This window comes from Thalassotalea hakodatensis (assembly GCF_030295995.1).
In the GTDB taxonomy this organism is placed as follows: Bacteria; Pseudomonadota; Gammaproteobacteria; order Enterobacterales; family Alteromonadaceae; genus Thalassotalea_C; species Thalassotalea_C hakodatensis.
The window spans coordinates 1,764,114-1,785,772 of sequence record NZ_AP027365.1; the positions used below are offsets into that span (position 1 = coordinate 1,764,114).

General features: G+C 38.8%; 22 protein-coding genes. 12 read left to right on the top strand and 10 right to left on the bottom strand.

Translation table 11 applies throughout. The annotated features are described in order from the left end of the window. Positions 1-131: 131 nt before the first annotated feature. Positions 132-317 carry a hypothetical protein gene (locus QUE72_RS07715; RefSeq protein ID WP_286272564.1) on the bottom strand — a complete coding sequence of 62 codons (186 nt, stop codon included), beginning with the start codon at positions 315-317 and terminating at the stop codon, positions 132-134. A 653-nt stretch (positions 318-970) separates the two neighbouring features. After that, a complete protein-coding gene (locus tag QUE72_RS07720; RefSeq protein WP_286272565.1) occupies positions 971-1,717 on the bottom strand; it encodes a substrate-binding periplasmic protein in 747 nt (248 codons plus the stop codon). 423 nt (positions 1,718-2,140) lie between these two features. Between QUE72_RS07720 and QUE72_RS07725 the strand changes: the two genes are divergently transcribed. Beyond that, positions 2,141-2,401 (top strand): DUF2999 family protein, encoded by a 261-nt coding sequence (locus QUE72_RS07725; protein ID WP_074499047.1) that lies wholly within the window; start codon positions 2,141-2,143, stop codon positions 2,399-2,401. Between the two features lie 48 nt (positions 2,402-2,449). Here the strand turns inward: QUE72_RS07725 and QUE72_RS07730 are convergent, their stop codons facing one another. Beyond that, on the bottom strand, positions 2,450-3,037 hold the full coding sequence (locus tag QUE72_RS07730; RefSeq protein WP_286272567.1) for a uracil-DNA glycosylase family protein: 588 nt from the start codon (positions 3,035-3,037) through the stop codon (positions 2,450-2,452). A gap of 71 nt (positions 3,038-3,108) precedes the next feature. On the opposite strand from QUE72_RS07730, the gene QUE72_RS07735 reads away from it, so the two are divergent. The 6 genes from QUE72_RS07735 (at position 3,109) to QUE72_RS07760 (ending at position 9,493) form a co-directional block, all read left to right on the top strand. Beyond that, positions 3,109-3,468 (top strand): Rieske (2Fe-2S) protein, encoded by a 360-nt coding sequence (locus tag QUE72_RS07735; protein WP_286272568.1) that lies wholly within the window; start codon positions 3,109-3,111, stop codon positions 3,466-3,468. A gap of 128 nt (positions 3,469-3,596) precedes the next feature. Continuing rightward, positions 3,597-4,442, top strand: a complete 846-nt coding sequence (locus QUE72_RS07740; protein ID WP_286272570.1) for a hypothetical protein — start codon at positions 3,597-3,599, stop codon at positions 4,440-4,442. Positions 4,443-4,530: 88 nt separating this feature from the next. Further along, positions 4,531-5,748, top strand: a complete 1,218-nt coding sequence (locus tag QUE72_RS07745; RefSeq protein WP_286272572.1) for a lytic murein transglycosylase — start codon at positions 4,531-4,533, stop codon at positions 5,746-5,748. Positions 5,749-5,913: 165 nt separating this feature from the next. Further along, positions 5,914-7,587, top strand: coding sequence for a glutamine--tRNA ligase (gene glnS / locus QUE72_RS07750; protein ID WP_286272574.1), 1,674 nt, complete (start codon positions 5,914-5,916; stop codon positions 7,585-7,587). A gap of 167 nt (positions 7,588-7,754) precedes the next feature. After that, the gene (locus QUE72_RS07755; protein WP_286272575.1) at positions 7,755-8,699 is read left to right on the top strand and encodes a Gfo/Idh/MocA family protein; all 945 of its coding nucleotides are present in this window, start codon (positions 7,755-7,757) and stop codon (positions 8,697-8,699) included. Between the two features lie 524 nt (positions 8,700-9,223). Then, the gene (locus tag QUE72_RS07760; RefSeq protein WP_286272576.1) at positions 9,224-9,493 is read left to right on the top strand and encodes a hypothetical protein; all 270 of its coding nucleotides are present in this window, start codon (positions 9,224-9,226) and stop codon (positions 9,491-9,493) included. A gap of 202 nt (positions 9,494-9,695) precedes the next feature. Here QUE72_RS07760 and trpA read toward each other — a convergent pair whose 3' ends face one another. From trpA to QUE72_RS07795, 7 genes are read right to left on the bottom strand one after another with little or no spacing between them, the layout of a single operon-like run. After that, positions 9,696-10,526, bottom strand: a complete 831-nt coding sequence (gene trpA / locus QUE72_RS07765) for a tryptophan synthase subunit alpha (protein ID WP_286272577.1) — start codon at positions 10,524-10,526, stop codon at positions 9,696-9,698. Between the two features lie 2 nt (positions 10,527-10,528). After that, positions 10,529-11,734 carry a tryptophan synthase subunit beta gene (trpB, locus tag QUE72_RS07770; protein ID WP_074499057.1) on the bottom strand — a complete coding sequence of 402 codons (1,206 nt, stop codon included), beginning with the start codon at positions 11,732-11,734 and terminating at the stop codon, positions 10,529-10,531. Position 11,735: 1 nt separating this feature from the next. Further along, positions 11,736-13,127 carry a bifunctional indole-3-glycerol-phosphate synthase TrpC/phosphoribosylanthranilate isomerase TrpF gene (gene trpCF / locus QUE72_RS07775; protein ID WP_286272579.1) on the bottom strand — a complete coding sequence of 464 codons (1,392 nt, stop codon included), beginning with the start codon at positions 13,125-13,127 and terminating at the stop codon, positions 11,736-11,738. Continuing rightward, positions 13,127-14,143, bottom strand: a complete 1,017-nt coding sequence (trpD, locus tag QUE72_RS07780) for an anthranilate phosphoribosyltransferase (protein WP_286272581.1) — start codon at positions 14,141-14,143, stop codon at positions 13,127-13,129. The genes trpCF and trpD overlap by 1 nt, the downstream gene beginning before the upstream one ends. A 2-nt stretch (positions 14,144-14,145) precedes the next feature. Further along, on the bottom strand, positions 14,146-14,754 hold the full coding sequence (locus tag QUE72_RS07785; protein WP_074499077.1) for an aminodeoxychorismate/anthranilate synthase component II: 609 nt from the start codon (positions 14,752-14,754) through the stop codon (positions 14,146-14,148). 8 nt (positions 14,755-14,762) lie between these two features. Further along, complete coding sequence (locus tag QUE72_RS07790) at positions 14,763-16,382, bottom strand: anthranilate synthase component 1 (RefSeq protein WP_286272582.1); 1,620 nt, start codon at positions 16,380-16,382, stop codon at positions 14,763-14,765. Further along, positions 16,379-17,395 (bottom strand): bifunctional 3-deoxy-7-phosphoheptulonate synthase/chorismate mutase, encoded by a 1,017-nt coding sequence (locus tag QUE72_RS07795; protein ID WP_286272584.1) that lies wholly within the window; start codon positions 17,393-17,395, stop codon positions 16,379-16,381. The genes QUE72_RS07790 and QUE72_RS07795 overlap by 4 nt, the downstream gene beginning before the upstream one ends. A gap of 317 nt (positions 17,396-17,712) precedes the next feature. On the opposite strand from QUE72_RS07795, the gene rnm reads away from it, so the two are divergent. The 5 genes from rnm (at position 17,713) to rluB (ending at position 21,653) form a co-directional block, all read left to right on the top strand. Next, positions 17,713-18,582, top strand: coding sequence for an RNase RNM (gene rnm / locus QUE72_RS07800; protein ID WP_286272586.1), 870 nt, complete (start codon positions 17,713-17,715; stop codon positions 18,580-18,582). Positions 18,583-18,650: 68 nt separating this feature from the next. After that, the gene (locus QUE72_RS07805) at positions 18,651-19,271 is read left to right on the top strand and encodes an L-threonylcarbamoyladenylate synthase (protein ID WP_074499063.1); all 621 of its coding nucleotides are present in this window, start codon (positions 18,651-18,653) and stop codon (positions 19,269-19,271) included. 62 nt (positions 19,272-19,333) lie between these two features. After that, positions 19,334-20,137 (top strand): segregation and condensation protein A, encoded by an 804-nt coding sequence (locus tag QUE72_RS07810; protein ID WP_286272958.1) that lies wholly within the window; start codon positions 19,334-19,336, stop codon positions 20,135-20,137. Continuing rightward, complete coding sequence (gene scpB, locus QUE72_RS07815) at positions 20,130-20,747, top strand: SMC-Scp complex subunit ScpB (protein WP_286272589.1); 618 nt, start codon at positions 20,130-20,132, stop codon at positions 20,745-20,747. The genes QUE72_RS07810 and scpB overlap by 8 nt, the downstream gene beginning before the upstream one ends. A gap of 42 nt (positions 20,748-20,789) precedes the next feature. Further along, positions 20,790-21,653 (top strand): 23S rRNA pseudouridine(2605) synthase RluB, encoded by an 864-nt coding sequence (rluB, locus tag QUE72_RS07820; RefSeq protein ID WP_074499065.1) that lies wholly within the window; start codon positions 20,790-20,792, stop codon positions 21,651-21,653. The last annotated feature ends 6 nt before the right edge of the window (positions 21,654-21,659 follow it).

Genomic DNA, 21,659 nt, shown 5'->3' on the forward strand with positions numbered 1-21,659 from the left:
GCTTATCTCGCAAGATGAATAGTTATTTAAATATAGTATAAATACGGTAATTAAAAAATTTTTGTGTTGAAATTATACTAAGGTTAAACCATGGGTAAAAATAAAAATGCGTTTGATAGGTTCTGACTATATTAGACTAACACCACCTCTATATCTTCATCAAATGACTGTTCTAAATAGATAATAGCTAACTCAATAGAGCCAAACTTGTCATTTAACTGCTGACGTGCGTGTTTTTTTGCATTGGCTAGTTTTGGCTCTGATGTGTGTGCTAAAAATAACCAAGTTTTAACGAGCGTTTCAGGATACGTTTTCATACATTGCTTTCCTTGCAATAATACCAATTCGCATAAATATTCGGTCATTCAGCGAGAATTAAACGCTTTAGAGGCACGGCGTTGATTGCAGAGAATGGTTATTCAGGAGAACGTGCTCCTGCGTTCTCTACATCCTTGTAGCGTCCTTTTCAAAATCAACAACACAGGCTATGAAGCGTTTAAACTCGCCCTTTGGGAGCGTATTAGAGGCGCGATAATTGCGCAAAATGTGTTTGATGTAGAACAACTATACCTACACACGTTTCGCTTATTCTCCCACCGCTGACATCGCTCTGAACTGACTTAATCTTTATGCGAATTGGTATAACTACTGTTGATAAAGGTATTATAGACGAATTTTTTAATGTTATAAAAATTGCTAGGGTATTTTTAACGATAACATACGCAGATTTTGTTGTTTTCGTCAAAGGCAATGGTGAATTACATGCTTAAGCTTTGTAAGAATAATGAATCGCGGTATTTGACGTTTTTTTGGTATAAAAGAGGTGCGTTTAGCTCAGCCCAAAGGGCAGCGTTTTTAGTCATTTATACGTCGTTATTGCTGTTTCATGTGGAATAACCACACATTAATCGCAATGCCTTGTCTAAATGCCTATAAACTGCTGCAAATAAACCTGAAAGATCAGCAGGCCTTAATTAATAAGTTGATATTTTTTCTTTAATTCATGATGTTGAGGTGAATTTAAGAATATCTCAAGTTGTTGATTAAAGTTATTTCGAAAGAAGTGGCTTTTAAATGCCGCACTGTATAGGCTTTCTGGGAATACTTTATGTATGGTTAATTGGTTAATATCTTCGCCAGGGTAATATTTGCTGAGCATATAGGCAAAAATATTTTTATCCATAATGATCACCTCAACTCTTTCCTTAAACAACATTTCTAATTGGTGTTGTTGTTTAATTATTTGAATGTAAACGGGGCTAAGTTCAGCACTTTTAGCAAATTCACTGCCGAGTACTTTATGGGCTGATTGAAAAGTTGCTAATGAATAACTTGCTAAATCTGCAACCTTATCAATGCGTAATTCATTTTTCTTTAATGAAATGGCTACATTTTGGTAAGTGATATAAGGTTCGGATAAATAGGCTTTATCGCCAATTATTTGTTTGTTAGCGGTTAAAATAATATCAATGTCATGCTCATTCAACATGCGCTCTGAGCGGCCGAAGGGAACAAAAATATAATTTGGTTGTTTATTCAATTGGTTGAGAACATTGGTAATTAATTCTAACTCAAAGCCTGATTGTGTTTTTTCAATCACATAAGGAGGCTTCGTTAAACCGACAACGACATTCAGTGTTTCTTTACCAAAGGTGATAAAAGAAAGAGCACAGAAAAATGCAATGAAACACAGTTTGAGTAAGATATTAGAGTGCATGGTACAACTAAAAAACGCTTAATACTGATTTATTGTAATAGGATATTCCTCAATACGCTAGGGCTTGTTGAACTTTCGCGTTTATTTTGGCAGCAGTTTATTGGTATTTAGACAAGGCATTGCGATTAATGTGTGGTTATTCCACATGAAACAGCAATAACGACGTATAAATGACTAAAAACGCTGCCCTTTGGTTCAGCTAAACGCTATTTCTTCATCGTTGTTCGCCATTTACATGGAATAACCATGCGATATTGCTCACGCCTTGAACAAAAGCGTTTAGTTCGAACAAAATTTAATCTCGAAAGATCAACAGGCCCTAGTTAAAATGTCTAAAGAAAAACTGATATTGCAATCAAAGGTTTTTCTTTATATTTATTCGCTTTATAATTCGTGTAATTATGCGTACACAATGAGAATGTAATGAATCCGATTATTCAACTTTTAAGAGATGAAAACATCCCCGATGAACAAATTAAGGCTGTTTTTATCCAATTAACTGACAATCCTTTAATGGCGATGAATAGCATTGCTGAACTTGGCATTCCACAAGAAAAGCTTCAAGCGGTTATGATGCAAGTGATGACACAACCACAACTGATACAGGAAGCTGTTATTGAGTTAGGATTAGACGTTGAAGCGCTTGAAAAAGCCAAGAAAACGCTTGAACAGTCAAAACAATAAAACAGGCTGTATAATATAGACACTCTGTATCTTATGACGATCATTTATTTATTCGTTTATTATTGTTTTAAGGCGAGTGCGTAAAGCAGGTAACAAATCTTGTTCAAACCATGGGTTTTTTGTTATCCATGGGATATTTCGAGGGCTAGGATGGGGTAAAACAATCTTATTATCATCTAGTAATGACGGCCATTGTTTACAGAGTTCGGTAAGGGATTTTGAGTTTGATAAGTGCCAATTGGCGGCATATTTGCCTAGTAAAATAGTAAATTGACATTTTGTAAGTGTAGCAAGCAACGGTGCTCGCCACGTGTTAGCACAGCGTTTTATGGGCGGTAAGTCACCTGATTTGCTTTTACCAGGGTAGCAAAAACCCATTGGCAAAATGGAAAAAAGCTTATTGTTGTACAGTTGTTGATCTGTGACTTGTAGCCATTGTTTTAATCGCTTGCCACTTTGATCATCAAAAGGTGTGGAACTCATATGAGCAGATACGCCAGGTGCTTGACCTGCAAGTAGTATTTTACTTTTATGATGGTATTGTAAAACAGGATTTGCTGTAAATGGCAGCTCTTTTTGGCATAAGGTACATTGCTGTACGCTTTTAATCAGTGTGCTTACAGATGAATGTTTCATAACCGTTTCTTAATACCAACAAAGATTTACTTCCGTGTTTACTGATAAATATTAACCGGTAACTTCGTACTATGAATAAAAATGAACTCTTACAATACTTTCCTTGTGGCGGTGTAATTGACCATGAAGTGGAAGTAATGGATGTTAAACCATTAAAACAAAAAAATGCATGGAATGCTATTGCTACTCTACCACCTGCAAACACGGCTAAATCGATTATCATCTATCGTTTAGGAGAAGGTGAAGAGGCTGAGTATAGAGCGATTCCAGCCAAATGCCCGCATCAAGGCGCTGATTTATCAGGTGACGAGCTAAAGCTTGACGGAAATGTTTATTGTCATCTTCATAAGCGACCAATCTGTGTGTTTAGCGAATACAATTACGCTTTTAATGTGATTAAACGTGATAATAAGTTTGTCATAACGCCATAGCAAAGTACGACATAATGTATCAGTGCACTCAATATTAATAGTTGTTATCTAAGTTGAGCAGCTAAACTGTCTTTTACATCAGCTTACCCAATATTCTTGAGCGTAATGCAAGGTAGAGGGCACTTAGCGTGATTGAAATACGAATGCTGTATATTTTTGAAAATGATAAAAGGGCAATAGCAGAAGTAGCTAGCAAATTGGTGATCATGAAAACACATATTTTAAATGGAGATGCTTTACTTCAACGCTTCCCGGAAGCAATAAAAGGGGAGAAAATTATAGCGCGTGAATGTTTGGTTGATGGTGACCTATTTGGTGATACCTTTGAACAGTTTATGTTAAACCGTGCAACATTTATCGCTAGCTATCCACAGTGTACTGAAGCACAATATTTAGCAGAAGCAAAACCTGAATTTGAAAAGATACGTGCATTAACTCATGAAAACCTTGTTGAATTGTGGTTTGAAGAAGACTTATTTTGTCAAGTTAATCTGTGGTACATCTGTTCTTTATTAGTCGATAATAAGGTATGTAAGGTACGTTGGGTAAAGCCTAATGAGGGGAATGAATACAGCTTTGCCGATATGAGTGATGCGGAATTAACCTTAGCTAAAGATAACGCGTTATCCCTTTCGCAACATGACTTGGCTTTTTTTGCTAAGTGTTGGCAAGCTTTCTATCTGAATGACTATGCTCAATTTACTCTATTATTAAATCAGCTTCCGTCGCATCTATGCATGATAAAAAATGCAATTAATGCACAACTTTCTCGCCAGCCGGATGAGAACGGTTTAGGTTACCCTGAAAGAAAATTACTAGCGATTATGAAACATCATGCTTTGAATAATAACTTAGCGTTTGCTCCGGTGTTTAAAGAATATTATGCGAAAATGGCGGTTTATAGTTACGGCGACTTGCAAGTGTATCGAATGTATCAGCAACTAATGCAGCAATATTTTTCAACATACGAGTAAACGTAGATAATTTGCGATTAAGCAGCTTTACTAATTTTCTGCAATTGTATAACGTGCAAGTGTCATTTTTTTATATTTGGATTTTTCAATGCAGCACAAACTTTCTCCTAAGCTATCCAAATGGCTTATAGGTTTATCTACAACGTTTATACTCGCTCAAGCATCAGCAAGCACTATAGAAACCTTTGAACAATGCCAACAGCGGTTTTCTAATTTAGCGGATAATCAGGGGCTTTCTCCTAAAATTCAACAAGTTATTAAGACGCTTGCTCCAGTGGAGCGTGTTATAAAGCTAGATAAAAACCAACCAGAGTTTGTTCAAAGCTTTGCGCAGTATGTTGATAAGCGTGTAAGTCAATATCATATTAAACATGGCCGTATCATGTTGAAAAAACATGAAGCATTATTATCAAGCTTGCAAAAGAAGTATGGTGTAGCGCCACAATATCTCGTGTCTTTTTGGGGATTAGAAACTGTTTTTGGTCGTCATAAAGGCAAGATGTCAGTACTTAATTCAATCGCCACATTAGCGTGTGATAAACGTAGGAAACGTTATTTTACGAGTGAACTCTTCGATTTATTTCAGTTAATTGATCAAAATACCGTAAAGGTTGAACAATTAGCTGGCTCGTGGGCTGGGGCAATGGGGCACATGCAGTTTATGCCTTCTGCATTGAAAAAGTATGCAATTGATGGCGATGATGACGGTAAAATAGATGTGTGGCAAAGCGAAGTTGATGCGTTAACCAGTGCAGCAAATTACCTCAATAAAATTGGTTGGAAACCCTCTTTACGCTGGGGGAGAGAAGTTCGTTTACCAGAAAATTTTGACTTTAGCGCCTTTGAATTTGATACACGATATGCGTTAAATAAGTTTGCAAGTGCAGGTGTTAAGCAAATTAATGGTAAAGCTTTACCGGTGGCTAATATTCAAGCTGAATTAGTGTTACCTAACGGATATCAAGGTAATGCGTTTTTAGTGTACAGCAACTTTGATGTGATCATGAAATGGAATTTATCGAAAAATTACGCGCTTTCAGTGGGGATATTGGCGGATAAGCTTGTAGGTTCGCAAGGCGTACAGCCAATCGAAGATCCTAAACCATTGCATTTTAGTCGTCACCAAATGGAGCAGTTACAAGCAACCTTAAATGAGATGGGTTTTGAAAGTGGTAAACCTGATGGTATTTGGGGGCCGAACAGCCGAAAAGCAATCCGTGCTTTTCAATTAAAGTACTCGCTAGTAGCTGATGGCTTCCCTAATCCTGAGGTGTTTTCACAGCTGCAATTGAACCTAGATAGTTAACCGTCATTGTATTGCTTTTAGGGTAACGCGTATAACAGGTGTATACTGTTTTATCGCGTTACTAAAGAATTTATCGTTAGCCGCATTTTACGCTGTAAGTTATCGTAGCTTTTTGACATAATGCGCGATTAATTTATTGCTTTGTTTTTTGAGGATTGACCCTTCATGTCGGAAGTTGAAAACCGTCCATCTAACTTTATTCGTCAAATTATTGATGCTGATCTTGATAGTGGCAAGCACAATAATATCCAGACGCGTTTTCCACCAGAGCCAAATGGTTATTTACATATTGGCCATGCGAAATCCATTTGCCTAAATTTTGGCCTTGCAGAAGATTATAACGGTCAATGTAATTTACGCTTTGATGATACCAACCCAGAAAAAGAAGACATCGATTATGTTAATTCGATAAAAAACGATGTCCATTGGTTAGGCTTTGAATGGTCAGGCGATGTGCGTTACTCTTCGAACTATTTTGAGCAATTATATGGATTTGCAGTAGAGCTTATTGAAAAAGGCTTAGCTTATGTTTGCTTTTTAAATAATGAGCAAACGCGTGAGTATAGAGGTACGTTAAAGGCACCAGGGAAAAACAGCCCTTATCGTGACACGTCAATTGAAGAAAATCTTGCGCTTTTTGAAAAAATGAAACAAGGTGGATTTAAGGAAGGGGAATGTTCGTTACGCGCAAAAATTGACATGAGTTCAAGCTTTATGTGTATGCGTGACCCTGTAATTTATCGCATTAAGTTTGCTCACCATCATCAAACGGGCGATAAATGGTGCATTTATCCAATGTATGATTTTACACACTGTATTTCTGATGCGATCGAAAATGTTACTCATTCATTATGTACATTGGAGTTTCAAGATAATCGACGTTTATACGATTGGGTGATTGAAAATATAACTATCGATTCCGCACCACATCAGTATGAGTTTTCTCGTTTAAACTTAGAATATACCATGATGAGTAAACGCAAGTTAAATGCGTTAGTAGAAGAGAAAGTAGTTTCTGGCTGGGATGATCCAAGAATGCCAACCGTTTCTGCTTTACGCCGTAGAGGTTTTACGCCCAATTCGATACGTGAATTTACCAAGCGTATCGGTGTAACCAAAATGGATAACACCGTCGAAATGGGCGTGCTTGAAGCTTGTATTCGTGAAGATTTAAATGATAACGCGCCGCGTGCTATGGCAGTATTAGATCCTATTAAGTTAGTGATTGAAAATTACCCTGAAGACCTTGTAGAAACACTAACGGTTAAAAATCATCCAAGTGATGAGTCTTTAGGGAATCGCACGGTACCCTTCAGTAAAGAACTATTGATCGAATCAGAAGACTTTCGTGAAGAAGCTAACAAGAAGTATAAACGCTTAGTGTTAGGTAAAGCGGTACGTTTACGTGGTGCTTATGTTGTTACTGCTACGCGTTGCGATAAAGATGCTGAAGGAAATATTACCACGGTTTATTGTACTTATGATGATAAAACCTTGGGTAAAAATCCAGAAGACGGTACAAAGCCTAAAGGCGTGATACATTGGGTATCAGCAGCGCAAGCGTTAGACGCTACGGTACGTGTATATGATCGTTTATTTACCGTTCCTAACCCTGCAGCGGCAGAAGACTTTCATTCAGTTTTAAATCCTGAATCGTTAGTGGTTATTGATAATGCGAAAGTAGAGCCTGCACTTGCATCAGCAAAACCAGAAATGGCTTATCAATTTGAGCGTCAAGGATATTTTTGTCTCGATAATAAAGATACTTCAGAGGGGAAATTGGTATTTAATAGAACTGTAGGTTTACGAGATACTTGGGCTAAAATATCAGCCTCTTAGAAATAAGTTAAAATGAAAAGCGCGACCTGTGGAAGCGCTTTTTTTTCCGCTAAAATTTGTGTAAATGGTAATACCAAGCTGTTTGAACGGCCACTTATTTATGCGTGGATAATGTAAACGCCTTTATTAATAGGTATTGTCATCAGTTGTTTATGAGGGATGAAAGCTTGAGCATAGAAAGCGGAGAAAAACAAAGAATTGCGATGATAGGGCTAGGTGATATTGCGCAAAAAGCCTACTTACCCATTGTCGCTAATCAGGGAGATGTTTCGCCGATCTTAGTGACGAGAGATGCTGAAACGTTATCGCAACTTGCGCAGCAATACCGTATTGATGAATGCTATCAAGATATTGAAAGCCTTATACAAGCCAAACCCGATGCTGCGATGATCCACAGTGCAACTGAAGCACATTATTCGATGGCATCAACTCTACTAAAAGCTAACATTGCTACGTTTGTTGATAAACCTTTAAGCCTAAATATTGAAGAATGTCGGCATCTAGTTGATATTGCAAAGACCAATAACACATCATTATTTTTAGCGATGAATAGACGGTATGCACCACTCATTAGTGGGTTAAAGCAAAATAGCCCAATTCATGTTAAATGGCAGAAAAATAGAAATAACATACTTTCTACTGCGCAAAATACGATCTTTAATGACTTTATACATGTTATTGACGGTTTGCGTTTTCTTTCTAACGCCAGCTTAAAAGAGATCACTCAAAGCCTTGACGTACATGCATATTTTTTAGGTGAGCATTTAGGTAATATCAGTATTCGCTTCACTTACAATAACGCATTATTTGAAGGCAGTATGAATCGTGTTGCCGGCGTTACAGAAGAAACAATCGAATATTACTCAGCGCATCAGAAACACTATATCAATAATTTAACTTCAGGTTGGTATATGAACTCGGGTAACAAAATTTCACTTGAATTCTCAGATTGGCAGAGCTATTTATTTACTCGGGGCTTTGTTGATTTGTTCTCTGAATGGCAAGCTATCATTAAAGAAAATCAACTGTATTTGCCAGAACATCTTGAAGATATATTGGCAACTCATGAGCTTTGCCATACTATTTTATCGCGTATTGATAACCAAAAATAACAAAAATAAGGTGTAATAAATGTTTTAATGCAAAGACTAAACTTATTATTCCAATGGCTTAAAGGCTGTTTATTTGTATCAGTAAAGCGTTGGAAAATATTAGTATTGTTATTAGGGTTATTGTCATTAGTGTTATTTTGTTTAGGATATTTTTATTTAAGTGGATAATGTTTGTGACAAAGTTTTTTATTTTAAGTGTTATTAGAGCATGTTGAACGTTCATGTTTACTTTTGCTGCAATTTGTTTGGTATTTATGCAAGGCAACACTTGCGCCGTGTAGTTACTCTACTCCAGTCAAGCGTTAACACAGTAGAAATGCCAAACAGATGCAGCCCAAAGGGTTCAACTATACGCCTCCTGCTCTTTGTTACTTGAACTAACCATAGAATGACTATGCAATAATTCAAGTGCCGCGATCAAAAGGCGTTTATTTTGAACAAAACTCAAACAGCAAAGATCAACACGCTCTAATACATAATTGTCGAAAGCATTGTTAACAATAATAAGGTAGATAAGGGTTACTATGGAAAGCGTCGCCTATTCATTTTTTGCCAAATTTCTTGGTGTAATATTATTAGTTTGTAGCACTGTACTTGCAATTAATCTGTTGCAAGGTGAGCCCGCAAGTATAATTGTTTGGTTAACGCATCAGGCTTTGCATATTGAAGTAGACTTGCATGGTTTTTTCGACAAAATATTGACCAGTGTTTTGATCATCGTTATTACTTATTGCGCGATAAGAGCGTTGTTTTATCATCGAAAACCCAAAGCGAATTATCAAGTTAATGATTAGAGCCTGTTGATCTTTCGCGTTTAGTTCGAACAAAATTTAATCTCGAAAGATCAACAGACCTTAAGGTTCAAAGTTACTTTTCGCGGTTATGCAGTTAAAGACTGAGCATTTAATGCAAAAAAACCAACACATCATTGTGTTGGTTTTTTTTGTTTAACGATTTTAACTTAAAATTAAAACTTTTATAGTATGTAAGTGTTTTTTAGCGGGTTGCGGCTTTCATTTCACGAATAAAAGTGGCAAGTGTACTAAGCATCGCTTGTTCATCTTTTAGATGATTTTCAATGATTTTTACCACGGCTGAGCCGCTAATTGCACCTTTTGCTCCAGCTTTTAATGCGTCTTTTACTTGCTCAGGTGAAGAAATTCCAAAACCAATAACGGCAGGAGCTGCATTATTTGCTTTTAACGTTGAAATAATATGCTCTGCTGGCGTGCTTGCTTTGGTTTCGGTGCCTGTGACTCCGGCTCTGCTAAGTACATAAGTATAACCTTTAGTATGCTCGGCAACTGCTGAAAGCTTATCGGCATCAGCATTTGGTGAAGCGATAAAAATAGGAGCAACACCCGCTTGTTCTGCGGCTTTGATAAACGGTTCACTTTCACGAAGAGGTAAATCGGCAATTAATACCGAATCAACGCCAGCCTTTGCTGCATCTTGGTAAAAAGTGGTAATACCACGAGCAAAGACTAAATTGCCGTATAATAAAAGCCCAATTGGAATATCGGGAGCATAAGCACGTACTTGCGCTAAAATATCAAAGCATATATCAGTATTGACGCCAGAAGATAATGCGCGTTTACCCGCTTCTTGAATGATGATGCCATCGGCACTCGGATCAGAAAAAGGAATACCGAGTTCTAGTGCATCTGCGCCAGCATCAATAAGTGTTTTGATTATTTTTAATGAAAGTTCGGGGTTAGGGTCACCAATGGTTACAAAAGGAATAAATGCGCCTTCTTTGGCTGTAGATAAGGCGGTAAAGCAATCATGATAACGTTTGCCTAATGTGTTTGTAGATAATTGTGTCATTGTTATTGCTCCTCGCCATTAAGCACTGTGTGTACATGAGCTAAGTCTTTGTCACCGCGGCCTGATAAATTCACTAAAAAGATAGTTTCTTCAGTGACGTCTTTTGCCATTTTCAGTGCCTGAGCTAATGCATGTGACGACTCTAATGCGGGAATAATACCCTCGGAACGTGCCAGTGTTTGAAAGGCTTCTAGTGCTTCATCATCGTTGATCGGAACATACTGTGCTCGACCTGTTTCTTTTAGGAAGGCATGTTGCGGTCCAACAGCGGGATAATCTAACCCTGCTGAAACGGAATAAGATTCCTCTATTTGGCCAAATTTATCTTGCATAATATAGGTGTAATTACCGTGAAGCATACCTTTTGTACCTGCAGAAAGTGTTGCGCCATGTTCGTGTGTATCAACACCTTTACCGCCAGCTTCAACACCCACAATTTTCACGCTTTCATCATCAAGAAAGTCGTTAAACATGCCGATGGCATTTGAACCTCCGCCAACGCAGGCAATTACGTAATCCGGTAATCGACCTTCTTGCGTTAATAACTGTTGTTTTGCTTCTTCACCGATCATTTTTTGAAAATCACGCACAATGGTTGGAAAAGGGTGAGGGCCCGCTGCTGTGCCTAATAAATAATGCGCATCATCATAATTAGCTGACCAATCACGTAGCGCTTCATTTACTGCATCCTTTAACGTGCCGCCGCCAGCGGTAACAGGAATAACTTCTGCACCCATCAGTTTCATGCGAAAGACGTTAGGCTGTTGTCGTTCACAGTCTACTGCGCCCATATAAACACGACACTTTAATCCTAATAAGGAACAGGCAATTGCCGATGCAACACCATGTTGACCAGCACCTGTTTCAGCAATAATTTCTTTCTTGCCCATACGCTTTGCAAGTAGTGCTTGTCCCAATACTTGGTTAGTTTTATGAGCGCCACCATGCAGAAGATCTTCGCGTTTTAAATAAATTTTTGCTAATGGGTTAGGAGATACATTTCGCGTTAAGGTTAGGGGGGTTGGCCGACCAGCATAATGTTCTAATAAGTCGTTAAACTCTTTAATAAACGCTTCATCTTGTTGCGATTCAATATAGGCTTGCTCTAGTTGCTCTAAAGCAGGCACAAGTAACTCACCAACGTACATGCCGCCAAATTCGCCGAAATAGGCTGGAAGTGTTGGTTTTTTATCTGAATGTGATGTCATGTTAATAATTCCGTATTTGTTCAAACGTATGCGTTAGTTTTTCAGGGCACTTAATGCCGGGTGCTGACTCAACGCCAGAGTTAATATCTAAGCCAAATAAAGCCTGCTCTGTTTGTAAAGCAAGTGCTTGTTTAATGGTTTTGGGTCCAAGGCCACCAGCAAGAAAACAGTGGGTAAATAATAAGTTACTATCAGTGATTAACTGCCAATTAAATGCCTTTCCGCTTCCTGGCTCTGAGCCATCTAATATCACATGATCTACTTCAGGGTTACTTGTAGTGACTAAAGTAGATTCTATTTTAGCCGCTTGCCAAATTTGACAGCTTTCCGGTAGTTTTTGTCGCAGTTCCTTAATGTAAAGTGCTGACTCATCACCGTGAAGTTGAACAGCGTAAAGGTTAAGTGCTTTTGCACTTTCAACCACGATAGCTAAATCGCAATTAACAAAAACGCCTACGTAATTAAGAGAAGGTACATGTGTAACGATATCTTCTGCTTGTTTTTGCGTAATAAAACGTGCAGATTTTTCAGCAAAAATAAGCCCGCCATAAAGTGCGCCTGAATCAACTGCCAGCTTCGCATTTTTAGCTGAAGTTAAGCCGCAGACTTTGTTCTCGCCATAAATAAGTTTACGACAAGCAAGATCAATATCTTGCTGCGCCATGACAGAACTCCCCACTAAGAAGCCATCAACGGCTGGTGCTAGCTCTCTAACTTGTGCATTTGTATAAATGCCTGACTCTGAAATAATAATACGATCATCAGGTATTTTTGGTGCAAATTCAAAAGTACGTGAGATATCAGTGGAAAGATCACGTAAATTACGATTATTTATTCCAATAAGTTTGGCATCTAGTGCTATAGCTCGAGTTAGCTCATCTTCGGTGGATACTTCGGTTAAAATATTGAGGCTTAATTGTTCGGCGATCGTTGCTAATTGCTGATACTCATGATCGTCTAATACACTGAGCATTAATAAAATGGCATCAGCACCGTAGTAGCGTGCAAGATATACTTGGTATGGATCGATAAAAAAGTCTTTATTAAGTACTGGGCAACTAACATGCTCGGTGACAATGTTTAAGTATTCATAGTTACCTTGAAAATATTGTTCGTCGGTTAACACTGAGATGGCTGCGGCATAGTTATCATAGGTTTGACAAATTGACAGTACATCAAAATCTTCACGGATAAGCCCTTTTGAGGGTGAGGCTTTTTTACACTCTAAAATAAACCCAGCACCATTATGACCTTTTGCTCTATCAAGCGCATCATACATATTTTTTGTTGAAGGGGTTAATGTTTCAACAAAGGTAGCTAATGGTTTTTGTTTTTTTAGTGCTTCGATTTCTATGCGTTTGTTAGCAACAATTTTTTCTAATACATTGGCCATTATTGTGCACCTGCTTGATTTGATATAGCGACTAACTGTTCTAGCTTGGTCAAAGCTTCACCCGAGGAGAGCACTTGTTGTGCAACGGAAGCCGCTGCTTTTAAATCGTGAGCTTTACCATGCAAATATAGTAATGCGGCGCAGTTAATGATCACTGCACTGTTGTGTGCATCTTCACCGTTACCAGATAAAATTTGTTTAATTATCTCTGCATTTTCCTGAGGCGTCCCACCTTTAATATCATCTAATGAGTAGCGTGATAAGCCAAAGTCTTCCGGTGTGATGGTTTTATTGCTGAGTTGACCATTACTGATTTCACATACTTGAGTTTCACCGTGTAGGGCAATTTCATCTAAGCCACTACCGTGAACAACCCAGCCTTTTTCTACCCCTGTTAATTGCAGGCTTTTTGCCAGAGTTTGGATTAATTCAGGTGTATATACCCCCATCAACATCACTGAGGGTGAAGCAGGGTTCACTAATGGCCCAAGAATGTTGAATAACGTTCTAATGCCCATCGCTTTGCGAACAGGGCCAGCATATTTAAACCCTGGGTGATACGCTGGCGCGTATAAAAAACATAAATTAGCTTGTTGCAAACATTGACTCGCGGTTTCTGGTGTCATCGATAAGTTAACTCCAAACGCTTCTAATAAATCTGCAGAGCCTGACATACTTGAAACACTACGGTTACCGTGTTTCGCCATTGGAATACCACAAGCAGCTGCTAAAATAGCTGCAGTAGTTGAAATATTAATAGTATTTGCGCCATCACCACCCGTACCTACACAGTCGCTTACTGGCAATGTTTGTGTTGGAAATGAGGTGGCAAATTGTCGAACAGCTACCGCCGCTCCAGCAATTTCTTCAGGTGTTTCACCTTTAATTTTTAATGCCGTTAAGATAGACGCGAGTAATTCCGGCGCGATGTTGCCTTGCATTACGTCGCCAAAAAACGTTTCGGCTTGTGCTTGAGTGAGAGAGTTCCCCTCAACAAGTAATGATAAAACGTTCATGATTATTCCTTTAAAGTTTGTTCAGTTAGGCAACGAATACTTTGCTCTAGTAATGTGCTGCCATAAGTGGTTAATATAGATTCTGGATGAAACTGAAAGCCCATTACGCGGTCAGTTCGGTGAGTTATTGCCATAGGTAGTTGCTCGCCTGAGGCAGCTTCAACGGTTGCTGTTACCGATAATGTGCTTGGAATGTTCAATCCCACTAATGAATGATATCGGGCAACAGGTAAGGGTTGCTCTATGTTTTTAAATGCACCAGTACCACAATGGTTAACGTTTGCGGACTTACCATGAACAATTTCTGGTGCTCGACCTACTTTACCACCGTAGTGCTCTATTAACGCTTGATGACCTAAACAAATACCGAGTATGGGGTATTTTCCAGCTGTTTTTGCGATTAACGCCATTAAACAGCCAGCATGTTCTGGAGACCCTGGTCCAGGCGAAAGCACTAATAATACTTGGTCTGAGCAAGCTTCCATTTGTGCAAGAATAAAATCTGCTGATAACGTGTTGCGGTAAATAACAGGGCTGAAGCCTAGCACGTGAAATTCATCCACTAAGTTATAAGTAAATGAGTCAACGTTATCGAGCATAAAGACCTTTATTTTTTTGCTCATGAGTCACTCTCCTGTGATGAGGAAACGTTTATTAACGTTGCTGCTTTTTGAATTGCGCTGATCACCGCTTGTGCTTTTTGTCGCGTTTCATCAGCTTCAGCTTGTGGATTTGAGTCATATACAACACCCGCACCCGCTTGAATATAGGCGATGTTATTTTTTACAAAAGCACTGCGAATAACAATACAGGTATCCATATCTCCTTCGCCAGTAAGATAGCCTACAGCACCGCCATAACTGCCTCGTCGTTTACCTTCGTGCTGCCTGATCAACGAGGTTGCGCTTATTTTTGGAGCGCCAGATAATGTCCCCATATTCATACAAGCTTGATAGGCATGTAAGGCATCTAATTCATCGGAAAGCGTGCCGCATACACGAGAAACTAAGTGCATCACATGGGAGTATCTATCGGTTTTTAACAAATCTGCCACGTGTCTAGTACCAGGTTTACACACGCGTGCAACATCATTTCGGGCTAAATCTACTAGCATAATATGTTCTGCTAATTCTTTTTGATCTTGTCTTAAGGCTAATTCAATGCGGCAATCAAGATCGGGTGAAAAGCTACCATCAGCATTAAAACCACGCGGCCTCGTGCCGGCAATAGGATAAATTTCAACTTGTCTATTATGTTGTTGATACTTAATGGCAGACTCTGGTGAGGCGCCAAACATGCAAAAATCATCGTCTTGTAAGTAAAACATGTAAGGGCTTGGGTTACTTTCTCGTAAACATAGGTAAGCATTGAAAGTGTCTGAGCAAGGCAAGCTAAAAGTACGAGATGGTACCACTTGAAATATATCACCAGCACAAATATGTTCTTTTAAGGTGCTTACGGTATGACAAAATTCTTCGTCACTAACATCAGTTAAAACAGTTAATGGTTCTACTGGTTTTACGTGTGTTTGAGGCGCTGCGATATCTGATTCAACAAGTGCTTTGATATCAGACAAACGACGAGCAATTTCAAAGTGACACTTTTGCTGATCTGGACCAGAGAAAACATTACCAATAACTTCACTAGCACGTCTTTCATGATCGATAACCACGAGAGTTTCTGCAAGATAAAACACAAAATCAGGGCAGGTGTTTTCACCGCCTTCAACAACCGGCAATGTTTCTGACATTGTGATCATATCAAAGGCAAATGCCCCTGCTAAAAATATGGCAAAAGGGTGATGGTTTTTATTGTCAAAGCGTTTAAATTGTCTTAATGCTTGAAAGGCGTTATCGGCTAACAAACGAGATTTTTCATCAAGTTGTTGATCAACCTCGGGAAAGGTTGCTTTAACTACACCATTTTCTTCTGTTAATGATGCTTGCTTAGCCAAGTTTTCTTTAGCAAAGGCAATTGCAGCTGCGCCATTAAGGGTCAACGGAGTAAAAGTCACGGTAGTGTTGTTGCAAACAATTTTTACTGCTGCATCGACTAATAGTAAACTTTTTAATTGGTGTTTTTTGTCTATTTCTGCGGATTCTAATAATAAGTTGTTCTTTTTGTCACCACATAGTTTCTTAAAAAGCGTTAATGGATCAGGTTGATACCTGGCTTTACCTGACAACGTTGTTACGTAGCCGTAGGTATCATCATTGTGTTGAGTGAATAAGGCATTCATATCGATTTACCTGCAGCTTTAATGAATGGTTTGATATCGGCCATTAAAGTGGCAAAATCGTCAGCGTTAAGTGCTTGGTGCCCGTCAGATAAGGCTTCTGTTGGCTTTAAATGCGTTTCAACAATAATACCGTCCGCACCCACTGCCACAGCTGCTCGAGAAAGTGGATTGATCAACGATTTAACACCCGTTCCATGAGAAGGATCAACCAATACCGGTAAATGAGATTTTTCTTTTAAATAGGCGACTGCATTCAGATCCAATGTATTTCGTGTTGCTGTTTCGAAGGTACGTATGCCACGTTCACATAAAATGACATTGGGGTTGCCGGCATTAATGATGTACTCAGCAGCTAATAAAAGTTCTTCTATGGTCGCGCTTATGCCACGCTTTAATAGCACGGCTTTATCAGAGTGTTTGCCTACGGCTTCCAGTAAACGAAAATTTTGCATATTTCGCGCGCCAATTTGATAACAATCAATGTAATCGTGCATTAATTCGGCATCATTTGGGTCGATGATCTCAGAGACAATATTTAACTGATATTTTTCGCGGGCAGCTTTTAAAAGTTTCAGGCCTTCAAGACCTAGACCTTGAAAAGAGTATGGGCTTGTGCGAGGTTTAAACGCGCCGCCGCGTAATAAAGTGATGCCTTGTTTTGATATCATCTCACTGACACCAAAAAGTTGCTCTTCGCTTTCAACTGAGCAAGGGCCTGCAATTACTGTGAATGCTCCTCCACCGACTTTAATACCACCAATGGATACGATTGAGTCATGAGATTGTAACTCTCGGCTAACGAGTTTATATGGGCTTAAAACGGGTTTTATTTCGTCTACCATTGGATACGCATCTAAATGAAGTTGCGCTAATACGCGTTCATCACCTAATGCTCCTAGGACCGTTCGCTCAATACCCGGCATATATAGTGGTTTGAGCCCAAGGCTTGATATTTTTGTTAATATTTCATTCGCATCTTTTTCTGATGCTTGGGGTTTTAATACAATAATCATGGTTATTCCTAATTTATCTGTTTATGTGTCATCCGGCGTAAATTGGCTGAAGCCACCAGATAAACCAGCTTTTTACTTTTGTAGTTAACATGGTTTTCTCATTAAAAAGTTAAAATAAAAAACCCGCGTAGTAGCACTATGCGGGTTATCTTGAATTTTTAGCAAATACAGCAAACGTTCACAACCCACTATGTTGAGTTATGCCACCACCAAAGGTTCGTTGTTAAAGGTTTTGTTGTTTTCATCTTTTTTTATTGGCTAATAGCCAATTCCCATTTACAATGCGTCTGCCTAAATCCCCTATAGAAAACCTTATTATGACCTTGATGTCAACCGAAAATTTAGCGAGCTTTTCCACGAAACGCGTTGACTTACACAGTCATACTACATGTTCTGACGGCGGTCTTTCGCCTACAGAGCTGATAGACAGAGCCGTTAACTTTCAAATTGATGTGTTAGCTATCACCGATCATGATACCGTAGCAGCGCTTGATATCGCTAAAGGTTATATTCAAGAAAAAAATTATCCATTAACAATCATTGATGGCATTGAAATATCAACTCGGTGGCATAATTTTGAAATTCATATTGTTGGGTTAAATATTCAAGCAAATCACCCTGCATTAGTGTCATTAATTCACTCACAGCAGCAAGCAAGAGAGTTACGTGCGACACTCATTGGTGAAAAACTCGCTAAATGCGGGTTTGATCATGTATATCAACAGGCAAAAGCACTCGCAGGTGAAGGGTCTATTACTCGTGCACACTTTGCAAAAGTGTTATTAAATCAAGGTCATATCAACCACATGCAAGCTGCATTTGATAAATATTTAGGCAAAGGTAAACGGGCATATGTTAAACCTCAGTGGTGTGATATTGAAACCGCAGTTGAGGCCATTCATCTAGCTGGTGGCAGTGCAGTAATCGCCCATCCTATTCGCTATGACATGACAACGAAATGGCTTCGGCGATTAGTGGTAGATTTTAAATCGTGTGGTGGTGATGGTTTAGAAATAGTTTTACCTCAAATGAATAACGAACAACGTAAATTAATGCTAAGCTTTTGTTTGGAGTATGATTTACTTGCATCGTTGGGATCAGACTTTCATTATCCAACTAAATGGGCTGATCTTGGTAAAAATTTAGTGCTTCCAGAACAAGCAATGCCGATTTGGCAAGCTTGGTAAGTATGTATAAATAACGTTTTATCGGTGTTGGTGGCTTTTGTAGTAGCGCAAATTTTAAGGAACACGAGATGAGTCAATTTTTTTATGTACACCCTGATAATCCACAGGGACGTTTAATGAAGCAAGCGGCTGAAATTATTCACCAAGGTGGCGTTATTGTATATCCCACTGATTCTGGCTATGCCTTGGGGTGCCATATTGGCGATAAAAAAGCGCTTGATAGAATATGTCGTATTCGCGATATTAATAAAGACCATAACTTTACTTTAGTCTGTAAAGATTTATCTGAATTGTCTGAGTACGCAAGAGTTGATAATACGGCATTTAGACTATTGAAAAATAATACGCCTGGCGCGTACACCTTTATCTTTAAAGCCAGCAAAGAAGTGCCAAAACGGTTAATGAATCCGAAGAAAAGAACGATAGGCATCAGAGTTCCGAACAGCGCAATTGTACAAGAATTATTAGCTGCACTAGAAGAGCCTATTATGTCCACTAGCTTAATTATGCCGGGTAATTCAATGGCTGAGTTTGATCCTGAAGAAATTAGAGATAAGTTAGAACATCAAGTAGATTTAATTATTCATGGTGGACACCTAGGGGAACATCCAACAACAGTCGTTGATTTTTCCGAGGGAGATGGGCAAATTATTCGCGTTGGCGAAGGTGACCCAACCCCCTTCGAGTAGTGTATTTTAAATGAGAAAGTTAAGGTAATAATTTGGTTGATTCCACACATACAGCAGGTGAAATGCAGCAACAAGTATTGCCGTTTGCGCTTATTCGTGGTGAAGCGATCATTGAAAAACCCCAAGACTTATTTATTCCTCCAAATGCGTTAGAAGTTATTTTAGAGTCTTTTGAAGGTCCTCTTGATTTACTGTTGTATCTGATAAAAAAACAAAAACTAGATATACTTGATTTACCTATTGCTCCGATTACAACGCAATACATGCATTATGTTGCACTGATGGAAGAGCTTAATATGGAGCTGGCATCTGAATACCTTGTCATGGCTTCAATTCTTGCTGAAATTAAATCCAAACTGTTATTACCTAAACAACCCATTGAAGACGAAGAGCACGATCCGCGTGCCGAGTTAATTAAGCGGTTAAAAGAGTACGAAGTGATTAAACAAGCAGCGGAATCTATTGACCAGCTTCCTCGTCTTGAACGGGATTATTTCTGTGCAAAAGCAAGTTTATCTTCCAGTATTGACATAGAAACAGTATTACCTCAAATTGCTTGGCAAGAACTTGTACAAGCACTACAGGGAGTATTAGCGCGAAACCAAGCATTTGAACATCATCAAATTACGAAAGAAGTGTTATCTACTCGAGAACGAATGACAATGATTCTATCGACACTGGAGAATAATAATGCATCTGCCTTTACGCCATTTGAACAGCTTTTTCAATTTGATGAAGGACGTCAAGGTGTATTGGTTACTTTTCTTGCTATTTTAGAGCTATTAAAAATGCAACGAATTGAATGCCAGCAATCACAACAGTTAGGTGTTATATACATAAGGTTGCAGGAGATAAAAGATGAATGATGCAGCTAACCTGAGGTCAGATTCACAGCTCAAATGTTTAATTGAAGCAGCCTTATTTACTGCAGATAAACCATTATCGCTTCAATGGCTTCAAAGCCATACACTTGCTGAATTACACATAAAGAATAAAGTTGTGAAGCGTATTTTGAATGAGTTACAACAAGATTATGAGCAAAGAGGGGTAAACTTAATAGAGGTTGCTTCTGGTTATCGTTTTCAAGTCCCCCTTGAACTCAGTGAAAAAATAGCTCAAGTTGCTCAAAACAAACCGAGTAAATATTCTCGGGCATTATTAGAAACCATAGCGTTAATCGCTTACCGACAACCTATTACACGTGCAGAAATTGAACAAATTCGCGGTGTGGCGGTGAGTAGCCAAATTATTAGAACGTTAACTGAAAGAGAGTGGATAACTGTTATTGGTCAAAAAGAAGTGCCGGGTAAGCCTTCACTTTATGCAACCACGAAACAATTTTTAGATTATTTTTCATTAAATTCGCTAGAACAGTTACCTGATTTACTACCGATCGCAGATTCTGCTATCAACCAAGCGGGGATACAAGATATAATGCATTCTCATGATACACTGACAAAAGAGACAGAGACTTAACAATACATCAATATTGTGCTGTTACTGCCGGGAAATAAAACGATGTCAGAAAAACTACAAAAAGTACTTGCTAGGGCAGGTAAAGGCTCTCGCCGAGAATTGGAAACAATGATCAGTGCAGGCCGAGTAAGTGTTGACGGTAAAGTTGCAAAACTTGGTGACCGCGTTGAAGGTAATGAACAAATTCGCCTTGACGGTCATAACGTTAGCATTCAGCAATCAGAAGAAGAGATTTGCCGTGTTTTAATGTACAACAAACCTGAAGGTGAAATGTGTACACGTAAAGATCCTGAAGGCAGACCAACGGTGTTTGATCGGCTACCGCCTTTAGAGGATTCTCGTTGGATAGCCGTTGGCCGTTTAGATATCAATACCTCAGGTATGTTACTATTTACCACGGACGGTGACTTAGCCAATCGATTAATGCATCCATCACGGAAAGTTGAACGCGAATATGCTGTAAGAGTATTTGGTGAAGTAGATGATGCCATGTTACAGCGTTTGAAAAACGGCGTAAAATTAGAAGATGGCCCAGCAAAATTCCAAGAAATTTATTATCGTGGTGGCGAAGGGCGAAATCATTGGTTTCATGTGGTGATTTCTGAAGGGCGAAACCGTGAAGTTAGACGTTTATGGGAAAGCCAAGACGTTCAAGTGAGCCGCCTTATTCGTGTCAGGTATGGCGATCTTGAATTACAACGTCAATTGCCTTCGGGTGGCTGGACTGAATTGGCATTAAAAGACGTTAATTATTACCGTCAACTGGTTGGCTTACCTATTGAGCGAAAATCGAAAGTAAAAGTTGATGAAAAAGCGATTGATAATGCAAAAGCACGACGTATTCGTCGTAGTGTAAAAAAACATCAGCATCGCAGCATACAAAAAACAAGACGAAGAAGAAGTTAGGTTTAC

What these genes read in the sequence shown, in the direction of transcription:
- QUE72_RS07715 (WP_286272564.1), bottom strand. Translation starts at nt 317, where the DNA reads ATGAAAACGTATCCTGAAACGCTCGTTAAAACTTGGTTATTTTTAGCA.
- QUE72_RS07720 (WP_286272565.1), bottom strand. Translation starts at nt 1,717, where the DNA reads ATGCACTCTAATATCTTACTCAAACTGTGTTTCATTGCATTTTTCTGT.
- QUE72_RS07725 (WP_074499047.1), top strand. Translation starts at nt 2,141, where the DNA reads ATGAATCCGATTATTCAACTTTTAAGAGATGAAAACATCCCCGATGAA.
- QUE72_RS07730 (WP_286272567.1), bottom strand. Translation starts at nt 3,037, where the DNA reads ATGAAACATTCATCTGTAAGCACACTGATTAAAAGCGTACAGCAATGT.
- QUE72_RS07735 (WP_286272568.1), top strand. Translation starts at nt 3,109, where the DNA reads ATGAATAAAAATGAACTCTTACAATACTTTCCTTGTGGCGGTGTAATT.
- QUE72_RS07745 (WP_286272572.1), top strand. Translation starts at nt 4,531, where the DNA reads ATGCAGCACAAACTTTCTCCTAAGCTATCCAAATGGCTTATAGGTTTA.
- glnS (WP_286272574.1), top strand. Translation starts at nt 5,914, where the DNA reads ATGTCGGAAGTTGAAAACCGTCCATCTAACTTTATTCGTCAAATTATT.
- QUE72_RS07760 (WP_286272576.1), top strand. Translation starts at nt 9,224, where the DNA reads ATGGAAAGCGTCGCCTATTCATTTTTTGCCAAATTTCTTGGTGTAATA.
- trpA (WP_286272577.1), bottom strand. Translation starts at nt 10,526, where the DNA reads ATGACACAATTATCTACAAACACATTAGGCAAACGTTATCATGATTGC.
- trpB (WP_074499057.1), bottom strand. Translation starts at nt 11,734, where the DNA reads ATGACATCACATTCAGATAAAAAACCAACACTTCCAGCCTATTTCGGC.
- trpCF (WP_286272579.1), bottom strand. Translation starts at nt 13,127, where the DNA reads ATGGCCAATGTATTAGAAAAAATTGTTGCTAACAAACGCATAGAAATC.
- trpD (WP_286272581.1), bottom strand. Translation starts at nt 14,143, where the DNA reads ATGAACGTTTTATCATTACTTGTTGAGGGGAACTCTCTCACTCAAGCA.
- QUE72_RS07790 (WP_286272582.1), bottom strand. Translation starts at nt 16,382, where the DNA reads ATGAATGCCTTATTCACTCAACACAATGATGATACCTACGGCTACGTA.
- QUE72_RS07795 (WP_286272584.1), bottom strand. Translation starts at nt 17,395, where the DNA reads ATGATTATTGTATTAAAACCCCAAGCATCAGAAAAAGATGCGAATGAA.
- rnm (WP_286272586.1), top strand. Translation starts at nt 17,713, where the DNA reads ATGACCTTGATGTCAACCGAAAATTTAGCGAGCTTTTCCACGAAACGC.
- QUE72_RS07805 (WP_074499063.1), top strand. Translation starts at nt 18,651, where the DNA reads ATGAGTCAATTTTTTTATGTACACCCTGATAATCCACAGGGACGTTTA.
- QUE72_RS07810 (WP_286272958.1), top strand. Translation starts at nt 19,334, where the DNA reads ATGCAGCAACAAGTATTGCCGTTTGCGCTTATTCGTGGTGAAGCGATC.
- scpB (WP_286272589.1), top strand. Translation starts at nt 20,130, where the DNA reads ATGAATGATGCAGCTAACCTGAGGTCAGATTCACAGCTCAAATGTTTA.
- rluB (WP_074499065.1), top strand. Translation starts at nt 20,790, where the DNA reads ATGTCAGAAAAACTACAAAAAGTACTTGCTAGGGCAGGTAAAGGCTCT.